This is a genomic window from Rathayibacter sp. AY1E8 (assembly GCF_002931415.1).
Classification (GTDB): domain Bacteria; phylum Actinomycetota; class Actinomycetes; order Actinomycetales; family Microbacteriaceae; genus Rathayibacter.
The window spans coordinates 1-12,085 of the sequence record NZ_PSVI01000075.1 but is presented as its reverse complement, the minus strand read 5'-3'; the positions used below and the strand labels follow the sequence as shown (position 1 = coordinate 12,085).

Below are 12,085 nucleotides of genomic sequence, written 5' to 3'. Positions count from 1 at the left end.
CTGATCTCGTACCTCTGGTCCCTCGACGCCCGGTCCGCGACCTGGGTGAGCGGTCTCTCCTGGCTGCTCGTGATCGCCGCGAGCGCGGCGGGGAACGGCGCGATCCGAGTCGTATCGTGGCACAACGCGACCCGCCCGGACAGCGGTTCCGGCCGCCTCGCGCACGCGGATCGGCGCGCCGTATGACGCGGGCGGTCGCGCTCGGGGGCCGTGATCCCGTAGAGTCGAGACATCTCCTGGGCGATCGCCCGAATTCCACGGCTGAGAAGTCGCACGACGACGAAGAGACTCAGCCCCTGATAGAGACCGCACCGACCGAGAGCATCGTCCTCGGTCGTCCGGTTCGAACGCCCGCCTCGCACGCGGGTACCGCCCTTCACAGGACGCCGCGGAAGCCGCGCCGTTCCTCGTTCGACCCCCGCTCCACCGGCACGCCCGGTCCGCGGGACGTTCTCCCCCGCAGAGCCGCCCTCCCCCGGAGGCGCGAGCTCAGCCCCTAGACGACCCGGACGACTCCGGCAGACGCGTGTTTCACCCGCGGAGGCCGAGTCGAGCGGGTACCGCACACTCGTGCGGACTCTGACGACGCCGGCCCCGGTCGGCGTCATTAACACATAAGGAAAAGAAATGCCTACTGGCACCGTTAAGTGGTTCAACTCCGAAAAGGGCTTCGGCTTCATCGCTCCCGACGACGGAGGCGCCGACGTGTTCGCGCACTTCTCCGCCATCGCGAAGCAGGGCTACCGCGAGCTCGTCGAGAACCAGCACGTCGAGTACGACGTCGAGCAGGGCCGCAAGGGCCCGCAGGCCGCGAACATCCGCGGCGTCGGCGAGTAATCTCCGACTTCCGACGCCCCGTCGACCAGGATCCCCGGATCCGGTCGGCGGGGCGTCCGTCGTTGACGGGGTGATCGCGCCCCCGGCCGGCGGAGGCGAGAGCCGTGTCACCCCTCCGGGTCGCAGGATCGGTATCCTCTCCGTGGCGGCTCCCGAGCTCACGGAGCCCGCGACGCCGTCCGGGACTCCGGCGCGTCGGCACGACTTCACGGCGGAGACAATGGGACGACTGATCTACGGACCGCAATCACTCGAGATCGACTTCGAGGACCGGCTCCTCGCGCACCTCAAGGTCGCGATGTTCACCAAGATGCGGCGGAACGAGTCGTTCAGCCTCTCCTGGAGCGAGCCGGAATCGTCCGGCTACGGCCGCAGCTCCGTCTGGGTGCACCCGACGACTCCGCTGCACTTCCGGTTCCACGGCAGCAAGCGGCCGTCGCTGAACCGCCTGTGGATCGAGCAGTTCATCGCGAGCGCGAACAACACCGGCGAGATGACCGTGGTGCCGGAGCCGGCCGAGGGCTCCTGAGCCGCGACGCTCCTCAGACCACGAGCGGCCGGGCCGTGTGCACGAGCTCCTCGTGCGGCAGGGCCCGGAGGCGCTCGGCGATCTCGGCACGGGCGCCCGCGTCGACCGACGCCCGGGCGTGCTCCTGCGGCCGCAGCGGCGTGAGGGTGACCAGGTCGGCGTGACCGGTCGCCAGGTCGAGCCGCTCGGGCAGGCCGGGGCTGCGCAGGCCCAGGAGGACACCGACGGCGCCCTGCTCATCGGTCCAGGCGGGCGGCGCCGCGACGTTCGCGAGCCGCGCCGTGTCGAGGGAGCTGCGGCAGCACACTCCCTGGAGGGCGGCCCGTCGGGCGGCCTCGTACAGCAGGCGGAAGTGCCAGTGGTTCCAGAGCTCGGCGGTGGGGACGCCGCGGACGGCGGACGTCTCGAGGCACAGCTCGAGGCCGAGACCGGTACCGGGATGCGCGAGCCGGTCGAAGGGATCGCTCAGACCGTCGGTCGCGAGCACCACGGAGGCGCCGCGGTCGACGCGCAGGAACGCACGGTGATCGGTGGGCCAGCGCGCGCCGCCGCGGACGCCGGGATCCTCGGTCGAGACGACGACGGTGCGATCGAGCGCACCCACTCCGCGCCAGGCGTCGGCCCGGTCCTCCGCCACCGCCTCGGCCAGCGCCCGCCTCTCGTCCTCGGTCCATCGGACCTCACGAGTGCGGTTCAGGAACAACGACATGGGACTCCCCGTCCGCGCGACCGGCGTGCCGCGCTTCTGGAACGCTACGGCGCCCACCCCTGCTCCTCCTCCGAGCAACCGGAACGCCAGCTGTGTTTGTTGCGCGGCGGTCCCCGCCCGCCGCGGCGCGGTCGGCTCCCAGGAGTGGCCGGGCAGGTGGAGCGGGTCGCGTCCGGCTACGCCGAAACGCTGGAACGCGTTTCGACGGTTCGCCTCAGGCGGTGTTCACTCCCGCGGCGGTCCCCCGCCCGCCGCGGCGCGGTCGGCTCCCGCAAACGGACGGGCAGGTGGAGTGTGTCGCGACCGGCCACGCCGAAACGCTGGAACGCGTTTCGACGGTTCGCCTCAGGCGGTGGTAATTACCGCGGCGGTAGCCGGCCGCCGCGGAAGAAGGCTCAACCCAGCGGGTTGATGCCGTTGGTGCGCCAGCGCTCGTCGGCGAGCTGGCCGGCGGTGCCGGCGCTCGCGTTCTCGCCCAGGGGCTCGCCGCCCTCGACGGCGTCGGCGCCGAGCGCGGTGCCGGCTCCCTCGGCGGTGCTGCCGGGGGGAAGCAGGCCCTCCTCGTCCTCGCGGGGGCCGACCTCGTCCTCGGGGGCGTTCTCGGAGCCGCTCTCGCTCATCGGGTCGTAGCCGTGGTCCGGGTCGCGGCTCTCGTCGGCCGTCGTGTTCTCCTCGACCTCGGCGTCGGCGGGGCGGACGTCGTCGGCCTTCTCCGCATCGGTGGAGGGGGTGGCCTCGAAGCCTGCGAACTCGGGGCTGTCGTCTGCGCTCATGGCCGCCACGGTAGCACCGGGCCCGCGGGCACCGGAGGGGGTTCCGCCGGGCGCCCGCGACGCCTCCGCTCAGCGGTCACGCCCTAGGCTCGGGGGGCTGGCACGGACGACGGGAGCGACATGCGACGACTCGGGTACGACAGGTTCGGCGGGCCCGATCTGCTCTCGTGGCGGGAGGCGCCGGTGCCGATGCCGGGTCGCGGCGAGGTCCTGGTGCGCACGCGCGCGGCGAGCATCAACGCGACCGACGAGAAGATCCTGTCCGGCTCCGCGCGGATCATGGCCGTCGGCCGCTCCCGTCCCTACGGGTTCGGCCTCGACATCGCCGGCACCGTCGAGGCGCTCGGCCCGGGGTCGCACTCGGTCGCGATCGGCGACCGCGTGGTGGGGATGACCCGCGACGGCGACGCCTTCGCCGACGCGTCCATCGCGCGCAGCCGCTCGCTCGTCCCGATGCCCGACTCCCTCGGCTTCGTCGAGGCCGTCACGCTCGCGATGTCGGGCGGCACCGCGGTGGGCCTGGTGGACGCACTGCACGTGCGCGCCGGCGAGCGCGTCCTCGTCAGCGGCGGCTCGGGAGCCATCGGCGATCCGACGATCCAGCTGCTGGTGCGGGCGGGCTGCACGGTCGCGGCCACCGGCTCGGCCGCCTCCGCCGACCTGCTCCGCTCGCTCGGCGCCGAGCCGCACGACTACCGCGCGCTCGACCTCGGGGTGCTGGGCGGCCGCTTCGACGTGGTCGTCGACGTCTCCGGCCACCTGCCGGTCGACGACGCGGCGATCCTCCTGGCCGAGGGCGGGCGCATCGCGACGCTGGTGCCGAGCGGTCCGGCGCTGGTCTCGCAGGCGACGGGCCTCGTCCGCCGCGACCGCCCGCGGGTGCGCAACATGATCGTGGTGGCGACGGCGGAGCGGATCGGGCGCGCGGTCTCGCTCGCCACCTCCGGCGAGCTGCGGCCCCGGCCGGGCGCCGTGCATCCGCTGGGCGACGTCGTCGACGTGCTGTCGCGCCGAGCGACCGGCGCCGACCGCACGATCGGCAAGATCGTCTTCACCGCCGACGACTCGGCTCCGCTGAGCTGACCTCCGGCTCCTCCTCCTCTGCCGGGCGGCCGAGCGAGAGCGTGGCCAGGAAGCCGACGGCGAGGAACCCGGCGGCGGCGAAGGCCGCGTAGCGGGTGCCGTCCGAGAACGCCTCGCCCGCCGCCCGGGCCGCGTCGGCGGTGTCCGGTGAGGCGGCCAGCCCGGCGATCGCGGCGCCGGAGGAGTCGACCACCGCGTCGACGGTGCTCGCGACCTGCTCCGCGGGGAGGCCCTGCTGCTCGAGCGAGGTCGTGAGGACCCCCGCGGTCGAGGTGTAGAGGATCGTCCCGAGCACGGCGATGCCCAGCGCCGAGCCGATCTGCCGCGCGGTCGACTGCGTGCCCGAGCCCTGCCCGCTGAGCTCGACGGGCACGTCCCGGAGCACGACCCCGGTCAGCTGCGCCGTCGCGAGGCCGACGCCGAAGCCGTAGACGGCGAGGAACGGGACGAGGGCCCACCACGGGGTGGAGTCGGAGACGACCAGGCCGATGCCCGCGACGCCGACGATCTCGGCCGCGAGACCCACCCGCACGATCAGCACCGGCGCGACCCTGTTGCCGAAGGCGCCGGCGAAGCCCGAGGCGACGAAGGAGCCGAGCGCGAGCGCGAGGAGCACCAGGCCGGTCTGCACGGCCGTGTAGCCGAGGACGCTCTGGAGCCAGATCGGCAGCGCCAGGATGATCCCGAACTCGCCGAGCGAGACGATCATCGCGGCGAGGTTGCCGTTGCGGAACGAGGCGAGGCGGAAGAGCCCGATCGCGAGCATCGCCGAGCGCCCGGCGCGCTCGCGGGCCCGCGCCCAGAGGACGAAGGCGACCCCGGCGAGCACCGCGACGGCGAACGCGATCGGGACCGGCGAGAGACCGAGCGGCCAGCTCCAGCCGCCGACGCTCAGGCGCTCGTCGACGCCCCACCAGCCGAGGGTGCGCCCCTCGATGAGGGCGAACACCAGGGAGGCGGAGGCGATGATCGAGAGCGCGGCGCCGACGAGGTCGACCCTCCGCCCGTCGGGCTGCCGCGACTCGTCGACGAACAGCAGCGCTCCGACCACGATGATCACGCCGAGCGGGATGTTGATGCCGAACGCCCAGCGCCAGGAGAAGTCGGTGGTGAGCCAGCCGCCGAGCAGCGGGCCGACCGCGGTCATGCCGCCGATGGTCGAGCCCCAGACGGCGAAGGCGATGGCGCGCTCGCGCCCACGGAAGGTGGCGTTGATCAGCGAGAGGGTCGTCGGCAGCACCATCGCTCCTCCGACGCCCTGCACGACCCTGGAGAGGATCAGCAGGTCGCCGGTCGGAGCGAGGGCCGCCGCGACGGAGGAGAGCGCGAAGAGCGAGACGCCGACGATCAGCATGCGGCGCCGGCCCCAGCGGTCGGCGAGGGTGCCGAAGACCAGCAGGAGCGCGGCGAACACGAGCGTGTACGACTCCTGCACCCACTGCACCTGGGTCGAGGTGATCCCGAGATCGGCGACGATCGACGGGATGGCGACGTTGACGATGGTCGAGTCGACGATGATCGTCGCCACTCCGAGGCTGATGACGACCAGCCCGATCCACTTGCGGTTGCGCACGACGCTCTCCTCCGACGATTTAGTAAGCCAGCTGACTATATGCCCGCGGAGGGCGCCGTGTCGAAGGGAGGGCCTGGAAGATTAGCGGGAGGCGGGCGCGGCGACAAGGGCGCGAAGCTCCCGGAGCCGCCCGGTCAGGATGGACGCATGCCCGCATCCCCCCGTTCCTTCCCGTATCCCCTCGGCGTCTCCCTCCGCGGCGACGCCGGCGCCGACGTCGCCGTCTACTCCGAGACCGCGGACAGCGTCGAGGTCTGCCTCTTCGACGAGTCCGGAGCAGAGACCCGCGTCGCCCTCACCGAGCGGACCGGCCACGTCTTCCACGGCCTCGTCCCCGAGATGGGCATCGGCACCCGCTACGGACTGCGCGTCGACGGCCCCTGGGACCCCGCCAACGGCCTCCGCCACAACGCCGCCAAGCTCCTCCTCGACCCGCACGCCACCGCGATCGAGGGCTCGTACACCTGGTCCGAGGACGTCTTCGGCCAGTTCTACGAGGACGCCGACACCCGCAACGACGCCGACTCCGCGCACGCGGTCCCCCGCTGCGTCGTCACCGACCCCGACTCCTTCGACTGGAGCGGCGACACCGCGCCGCGCATCCCGCTCGAGGAGACCGTCGTCTACGAGGTGCACGTGAAGGGCTTCACGAAGCTGCACCCCGACGTGCCCGAGGACATCCGCGGCACCTACCGCGGCCTCGCGCACCCTGCCGCGATCAAGCACTTCACCGACCTGGGCGTGACCTCGGTCGAGCTGCTCCCCGTGCACCAGTTCGTGCAGGACTCGCACCTCGAGGAGAAGGGCCTGCGCAACTACTGGGGCTACAACTCCCTCGGCTTCTTCGCGCCGCACAACGAGTACTCGCACGCCGGGGACGACGGCTCGCAGGTCGACGAGTTCAAGGCCATGGTCAAGGCGTTCCACGAGGCCGGCCTCGAGGTCATCCTCGACGTGGTCTACAACCACACCGCCGAGGGCAACGACAAGGGCCCCACCCTCTCGTTCAAGGGCATCGACAACGGCTCCTACTACCGACTGGTGGAGGAGGACCGCGCGAACTACTTCGACACCACCGGCACCGGCAACAGCCTCAACGTCGCGCACCCGGCCGCGCTCGGCCTGATCATGGACTCCCTGCGCTACTGGGTGACCGAGATGCACATCGACGGCTTCCGCTTCGACCTCGCCACCACCCTCACCCGTCAGACCGGCGAGGCCGAGGTGCACAGCGCCTTCCTCGACCTGATCGCGCAGGACCCGGTGCTCGCGCCCGTCAAGATGATCGCCGAGCCGTGGGACACCGCCGGCTACCAGGTCGGCGGCTTCCCCGCGGACTGGTCGGAGTGGAACGGGAAGTTCCGCGACGACGTGCGCGACTTCTGGAACGGCGCCGACTCGGTGCTCGGCACGACCGCGCAGCGCGTCCTCGGCTCCCCCGACGTGTACGAGGCCGACCGCCGCTCGCCGGTCTCCAGCATCAACTTCGTCACCGCGCACGACGGCTTCACCCTCGCCGACCTCACCGCGTACTCGCGCAAGCACAACGCGGCCAACGGCGAGGACAACAACGACGGCGAGAGCGACAACCGCTCCTCCAACAACGGCGCCGAGGGCCCGACCGAGAACGAGGCGGTCAACGAGCGCCGCGACCGCATGCGCCGCAACTTCCTCGCGACGCTGCTGCTCTCGGCCGGCGTGCCGATGATCCTGGGCGGCGACGAGATCGCCCGCACGCAGGGCGGCAACAACAACGCCTACTGCCAGGACGACGAGATCTCGTGGTTCGACTGGGAGAACGCGGACCGCGAGCTGCTCGCCTTCACCCGCGAGCTGATCGCCCTCCGCGCCGCGGAGCCGGCGCTGCGCCCGAAGTGGTTCCGCCGCGCCCCCGGCGACGGCGGCCCCGACACGGTCGACATCCTCCGCTCCGACGCGCAGGGCTTCGCCGACGAGGACTGGGACAACCCCGACGCCCGCTCGATCACCTTCGTGTTCGAGCACGAGGGCAGCGCGAGCTTCGCCCTGCTGCTGAACGCGGCGGAGAACGGCGTCGAGTTCACCGTTCCCGAGGCGCCCGGCGCCGAGTGGACGCTGGCCGCCTCGAGCGACCCGGAGCAGGTCGTCGAGGGCGAGGTCACCACGCTGATCGTCCGCGACGGCTCGTTCACGCTGCTGCGCTCGGCCTCCTGATGACCGGCCGGACCCCGCGGCTCCTCCGCTTCGGCGGGCGCATCGCGGGGTTCGGCACGTCCTCGGGCACGAGGATCGTGCTGGGCCTCTGGGAGGACACCCCCTTCGGCCCGTTCGCCGACGCGATGGTCGAGGACGGCGACGGCCACCGCCTCCTGATCGCACCGACCCGCGAGGTCGCGGACTTCATCGGGTCGACGTACGCGTTCGACGAGGTGCGGATCGCGCCGGTGTCGTGGCGGAGGATCGCGGGCGGCCTGTCCGTCGCGGCCGGACCGCTCGCGGTGCGACTGGAGCTCGGCGGTCTCACTGCGCTCGGCCGGCTGCTGCGGATCGTTCCGCGACCGCTCGCCGAGCACCCGGCATGGCTGACCGCGATCTCGCCGGTCGCCTCCCTGCTCGTCCGCGGAGTGAGCACGGCCGGGTCGGCCGGGCACGGACGCCGCGAGTACTACGGCGTGCGGGCGATCCGCCGCGTGGAGGGCGTCCACGCGGTGCTGGCGGAGGAGGACCTCGGCCCGCTGCGCCCGCTCTCGCCGCCCGTGCGGTTCGGCTTCTCGTCGGCGCCCGCCGCTCCGGCGATCGTCGACGTCACCACCACCATCGCGCTTCCGCGCGAGGGGACCACCGCGCTCCGGCGCGACCGAGAGAGAGGAGCCGCCTCGTGAAGAAGGGCGACAAGATCAGCTGGAACACCTCGCAGGGCGAGACCCACGGCGAGCTGGTCGAGAAGAAGACGAAGGAGTTCCAGTTCGAGGGGCAGAAGTTCAACGCCTCGGACGACGAGCCCTACTGGATCGTGCAGAGCGACAAGACCGACGCGAAGGCCGCGCACAAGGAGTCGTCGCTGACGAAGAAGTGAGCGGGCGCAGGCCGAGCGGCTGCGGGCCGGGCTCCGGATCGACTCCGGGGCCCGGCCCGCGCCCGTCTCACGCGATGCGGATGAGCTTCTTGTTCACGAACTCCTCGAGGGCGGGGCGGCCCATCTCGCGGCCGGTGCCCGAGCGCTTCACGCCGCCGAAGGGCAGCTCGGCCGCGTCGCCGAGGACGAGGTTGATCCAGACCATCCCCGCGTCGATCCGGTCCGCCAGGCGCAGCGCCTGCTCCTGGTCGGTCGTGTAGAGGTAGGAGCCGAGGCCGTAGGGGGTGTCGTTCGCGAGGGCGATCGCCTCGTCCTCGTCGCGGACGCGGTAGAGCGCGGCGACGGGGCCGAAGAACTCCTCGCGGTAGGCGTCCATCTCGGGCGTGACGCCCTCGAGCACGGCGGGCGGGAAGAAGTTGCCGGTCACCTCGCCGCTGGCGCGGACGGTGGCCCCCTGCTCGCGCGCGGCCGCCAGCTGCGCCTCGAGTCGCTCCGTCGCGGCGGAGGAGGAGAGCGGGCCGAGGAGGGTGCCCTCCGCGAACGGGTCGGCCGGCTGGGCGCGGGTGAACGCCTCCGTGAACTTCTCGGCGAACGCGTCGTACAGCTCGTCGATCACGATGAAGCGCTTCGCGGCGTTGCAGGACTGGCCGTTGTTGTCCAGGCGCGCGGCGACCGCGTCCTCGACCGCCTTGTCGAGGTCGTCGGTCGACAGGAGCACGAACGGGTCGGAGCCGCCGAGCTCGAGCACGACCTTCTTCAGATGGCGGCCCGCGAGCTCCGCGACGGCCGCGCCGGCCCGCTCGGAGCCGGTGACGGAGACACCCTGGACCCGGGGGTCGGCGATGACGGTCGCGGCCTGCTCGTTCGTGGCGTAGAGGTTCACGTAGACGCCGGCGGGCGCGCCCAGCTCCTCGGCCGCGGTATGGAAGATGTCGGCGATGGCGGCGGCCGACTCCGGGCACTGCGGCGCGTGCTTGAGCAGGATCGTGTTGCCCGCGACCACGTTCGGGCCGGCGAAGCGGGCCACCTGGTAGTAGGGGAAGTTCCACGGCATGATGCCCAGCAGCACGCCCAGCCCGGCGCGGCGGATCAGCGCGGAGCCGGTGCCCTCGGCGAGCTCGATCGGCTCGTCGGAGAGGAAGGCCTCGCCGTTCTCGGCGTAGTAGCGGTAGATGTCGGCGGCGAAGCCGACCTCGCCCTGCGCCTGGTCGAGCGGCTTGCCCATCTCGCGGACGATGATCGCCGCGAGCTCGTCGGCGCGCTCGACGTGCAGCTCTGCCACGCGGGCGATCAGCGCCGCGCGGGTCGCGACGGGCACGGTCCGCGACCAGGAGGAGTACGCGTCCTGCGCCGAGCCGATCGCCGCGGTCAGCTCGGCGTCGCCGAGGGTCGGGTACTCGCGGAGGGTCTCCCCCGTGGCCGGGTCGATCACGGCGTAGTGGGTGCTCATGCGGGCTGTGCTCCTTCGCGCTGGGGGGCCGGTGCGGTCGCGCCGTCCTCGTCGATGATCTCCTGTGCCAGGCGCCTGCCGACGCGGATGGCGCCGTCGACGTGCTGGTAGCCCTCGGCGGCGAGGTCGCTCGTGCCGAAGCGGAGCGGACCCACCGGCTCCAGCTGCAGCGCGCCGTACCGGGTCAGCCCGCCCAGGTCGAAGCTCGCGGCGTACGCGCCCTGCGTCCACTCCTCGGACGCCCAGTCGCTCTCGTAGTAGACGACCGGATCGAGTGCGGCCGGGCCGAAGTAGGCGGCGAGCGAGTCGAGGATCGCGGCCTTCCGCTCCGCCTCGTCGAGCGCGAGCACGCGGTCGGCCTTCTCGTCCGAGACGAAGCCGACCAGGGTGCCGCGCTCCTCCCCGTGGTTCGAGTTGTCGTAGGCCTCGTGCACGAGCGAGTGCGGGCTGAACGCGGTGCCGGAGAGGCCGGCGGCGCGCCAGAAGGGCGTGGCGTACGTGGCGTGCACCTTGATCACGAGGCCGAGCGACTGGTGCTGCAGGGCCTGCTGCCGCAGGCGCGGGAGCGGCGGGTCGAACGAGATGCGGCCGACGAGGTTCGGCGGCACGGCGACGATCGCGCGGCGGGCGCGGAGGACGACGCCGTCGGCGCGCACCTCGACCCCGTCGTCGCCGTGGCGGACGGAGCGGACCGGGTGCCCGAGCAGGACGCGCTCGGCGCCGAGGCGCTCGGCGAGCCGCTCCGGGACCTGCTGGAGGCCGCCGATCACGCGCTTGTCGAGGATGAAGTCGGCGTCGACCAGGTTGCTGAAGCTCCCCGCGCTCGCGGCCATGAGGAGCGCCTGGAGGAGGGAGAAGGCGTGCGCCGGCTTGGTGAGCATGGCGTCGGCGAGGAAGAGGGCGATGTTGGCCCGCGCCTCCTCGTCGTCGCTCTGCTGCTCCAGCCAGGCGGCGAAGGTGATGCGGTCGTAGTCGCGGGCGAGCGGATGCCTCCATGGCGCCGCCGGGTCCGTCTCGGCGACGAGGCGGTCGAGCACCTCGATCAGGCGGGAGATCTCGGACTCGGTGCGCTCGCTCCCCGGGAAGATGTCGCCGGTGAAGCGGCGAGCGGAGCCGTCGGCGCCGATGTAGACGCTCTCGCCCTCGCGGTAGCGGGAGTAGGTGCCGAGGCCGAGCTCGTCGAGGGTCTCGAGGAGCGCCGTCTGGTCCGGCGAGACCCACTGGCCGCCGAGCTCGAGGAGCTGCCCGTCGACCACGCGGGTCTCGAGCCGCCCGCCCACGCGCTCGCGCGCCTCGACGACGACGACGTCGCGTCCGTGCTGCTGCAGCCGGAGCGCCGCGGTGAGTCCGGTGGCACCGGCTCCGATCACGACGACGTCGTGCTCGCTGGGGGACATGACTTCTCTTTCCGTCGGTGATCGCGGGAGTGGACGCGCGAATACGGATGATCCTGTCACAGAAGCGGAGGAGAACGTCAGTGCGTGCGCCCGACGGAGGGTGGACTCGAAGCGCCCTCCATCGAACTACATAGGCGTGCTATATTGTTTCTCGTGCCCGATCCCAGTGCCCCCGTGCGTCTCGCCTCCGCCGCCACCGCCCTCACGCGGTTCGCGGGCCGGGCGAGCGGCGCGACCGGGCTCGGCGCGCAGTCCGGAGCAGTCTGGTCGACGCTCGCCGAGCTGCGCACCGCCTCCCCCTCCCGCCTCGGCGAGCTCGCCGAGCGGGCCCGCGTCACCCAGCCGACGATGACCGGCATCATCGCCCGGCTCGACGAGGCCGGCTGGATCCGCCGCGTCCACGACACCGGCGACGGCCGCGCCTGGCTGATCGAGGGCACTCCCGCCGGCTTCGACGCCCTCGCCGAGCACCGGCTCCGCCTCGAGGCCGCCCTGGCCCCGCTGTTCGAGGACCTCGACGAGGACGACCGCCTCGCCCTCGAGCGCGCCGCGACCCTCGTCGAGGCCCGCGTCGCCCGCATCGCCGGCCCGAACGTGGTCGCGGGCAACACGATCCTGCTCAAGCACGCGCCGCAGTGCCCGGAGTCGGCCGCCGCCATCGCCGACATCTTCCATACCG

General features: G+C 72.5%; 13 protein-coding genes. 8 read left to right on the top strand and 5 right to left on the bottom strand.

Translation table 11 applies throughout. The features are described from left to right. The 3 genes from C5C74_RS17725 to C5C74_RS15700 all read left to right on the top strand — a co-directional run. On the top strand, nucleotides 1-186 hold a 186-nt coding region (locus C5C74_RS17725; protein WP_219813497.1), incomplete at its 5' end, for a hypothetical protein. A gap of 441 nt (nucleotides 187-627) precedes the next feature. Further along, nucleotides 628-837, top strand: a complete 210-nt coding sequence (locus C5C74_RS15705) for a cold-shock protein (protein WP_055786246.1) — start codon at nucleotides 628-630, stop codon at nucleotides 835-837. A 220-nt stretch (nucleotides 838-1,057) separates the two neighbouring features. Beyond that, nucleotides 1,058-1,366, top strand: coding sequence for a hypothetical protein (locus C5C74_RS15700; RefSeq protein ID WP_104226101.1), 309 nt, complete (start codon nucleotides 1,058-1,060; stop codon nucleotides 1,364-1,366). A gap of 13 nt (nucleotides 1,367-1,379) precedes the next feature. Here C5C74_RS15700 and C5C74_RS15695 read toward each other — a convergent pair whose 3' ends face one another. Further along, nucleotides 1,380-2,075 carry a hypothetical protein gene (locus C5C74_RS15695; RefSeq protein WP_146083095.1) on the bottom strand — a complete coding sequence of 232 codons (696 nt, stop codon included), beginning with the start codon at nucleotides 2,073-2,075 and terminating at the stop codon, nucleotides 1,380-1,382. A 395-nt stretch (nucleotides 2,076-2,470) separates the two neighbouring features. Continuing rightward, nucleotides 2,471-2,848: a hypothetical protein gene (locus C5C74_RS15690; RefSeq protein WP_146083094.1), complete on the bottom strand. Its 378-nt coding sequence runs from the start codon at nucleotides 2,846-2,848 to the stop codon at nucleotides 2,471-2,473. 120 nt (nucleotides 2,849-2,968) lie between these two features. Between C5C74_RS15690 and C5C74_RS15685 the strand changes: the two genes are divergently transcribed. Beyond that, nucleotides 2,969-3,931, top strand: coding sequence for an NADP-dependent oxidoreductase (locus C5C74_RS15685; RefSeq protein ID WP_104267194.1), 963 nt, complete (start codon nucleotides 2,969-2,971; stop codon nucleotides 3,929-3,931). On the opposite strand, the gene C5C74_RS15680 is transcribed toward C5C74_RS15685, so the two are convergent. Further along, nucleotides 3,900-5,504: a DHA2 family efflux MFS transporter permease subunit gene (locus C5C74_RS15680; RefSeq protein ID WP_104246954.1), complete on the bottom strand. Its 1,605-nt coding sequence runs from the start codon at nucleotides 5,502-5,504 to the stop codon at nucleotides 3,900-3,902. The genes C5C74_RS15685 and C5C74_RS15680 overlap by 32 nt on opposite strands. Nucleotides 5,505-5,651: 147 nt before the next feature. Between C5C74_RS15680 and glgX the strand changes: the two genes are divergently transcribed. Genes glgX through C5C74_RS15665 form a run of 3 tightly spaced genes read left to right on the top strand, consistent with a single transcriptional unit; the run spans nucleotide 5,652 to nucleotide 8,559 of the window. Beyond that, on the top strand, nucleotides 5,652-7,697 hold the full coding sequence (gene glgX / locus C5C74_RS15675) for a glycogen debranching protein GlgX (protein WP_104246955.1): 2,046 nt from the start codon (nucleotides 5,652-5,654) through the stop codon (nucleotides 7,695-7,697). Further along, a complete protein-coding gene (locus tag C5C74_RS15670; protein ID WP_104233046.1) occupies nucleotides 7,697-8,365 on the top strand; it encodes a hypothetical protein in 669 nt (222 codons plus the stop codon). Before glgX ends, C5C74_RS15670 begins: the two co-directional genes overlap by 1 nt. Then, on the top strand, nucleotides 8,362-8,559 hold the full coding sequence (locus C5C74_RS15665) for a DUF2945 domain-containing protein (protein WP_056866275.1): 198 nt from the start codon (nucleotides 8,362-8,364) through the stop codon (nucleotides 8,557-8,559). The genes C5C74_RS15670 and C5C74_RS15665 overlap by 4 nt, the downstream gene beginning before the upstream one ends. Before the next feature lie 67 nt (nucleotides 8,560-8,626). Here C5C74_RS15665 and C5C74_RS15660 read toward each other — a convergent pair whose 3' ends face one another. Both C5C74_RS15660 and C5C74_RS15655 read right to left on the bottom strand, forming a co-directional pair. After that, nucleotides 8,627-10,009 (bottom strand): NAD-dependent succinate-semialdehyde dehydrogenase, encoded by a 1,383-nt coding sequence (locus C5C74_RS15660; RefSeq protein WP_104351862.1) that lies wholly within the window; start codon nucleotides 10,007-10,009, stop codon nucleotides 8,627-8,629. Continuing rightward, the gene (locus C5C74_RS15655; protein ID WP_104351861.1) at nucleotides 10,006-11,406 is read right to left on the bottom strand and encodes an NAD(P)/FAD-dependent oxidoreductase; all 1,401 of its coding nucleotides are present in this window, start codon (nucleotides 11,404-11,406) and stop codon (nucleotides 10,006-10,008) included. The genes C5C74_RS15660 and C5C74_RS15655 overlap by 4 nt, the downstream gene beginning before the upstream one ends. Nucleotides 11,407-11,559: 153 nt before the next feature. On the opposite strand from C5C74_RS15655, the gene C5C74_RS15650 reads away from it, so the two are divergent. Then, nucleotides 11,560-12,085: MarR family winged helix-turn-helix transcriptional regulator (locus tag C5C74_RS15650; protein WP_181134720.1), on the top strand; the 526-nt coding region annotated here is incomplete at its 3' end.

Bases quoted from the DNA above. Each gene is read 5' to 3' on its own strand.
- C5C74_RS15695 (WP_146083095.1), bottom strand. From the start codon at position 2,075: ATGTCGTTGTTCCTGAACCGCACTCGTGAGGTCCGATGGACCGAGGAC.
- C5C74_RS15655 (WP_104351861.1), bottom strand. From the start codon at position 11,406: ATGTCCCCCAGCGAGCACGACGTCGTCGTGATCGGAGCCGGTGCCACC.
- C5C74_RS15700 (WP_104226101.1), top strand. From the start codon at position 1,058: ATGGGACGACTGATCTACGGACCGCAATCACTCGAGATCGACTTCGAG.
- C5C74_RS15690 (WP_146083094.1), bottom strand. From the start codon at position 2,848: ATGAGCGCAGACGACAGCCCCGAGTTCGCAGGCTTCGAGGCCACCCCC.
- C5C74_RS15705 (WP_055786246.1), top strand. From the start codon at position 628: ATGCCTACTGGCACCGTTAAGTGGTTCAACTCCGAAAAGGGCTTCGGC.
- C5C74_RS15670 (WP_104233046.1), top strand. From the start codon at position 7,697: ATGACCGGCCGGACCCCGCGGCTCCTCCGCTTCGGCGGGCGCATCGCG.
- glgX (WP_104246955.1), top strand. From the start codon at position 5,652: ATGCCCGCATCCCCCCGTTCCTTCCCGTATCCCCTCGGCGTCTCCCTC.
- C5C74_RS15660 (WP_104351862.1), bottom strand. From the start codon at position 10,009: ATGAGCACCCACTACGCCGTGATCGACCCGGCCACGGGGGAGACCCTC.
- C5C74_RS15685 (WP_104267194.1), top strand. From the start codon at position 2,969: ATGCGACGACTCGGGTACGACAGGTTCGGCGGGCCCGATCTGCTCTCG.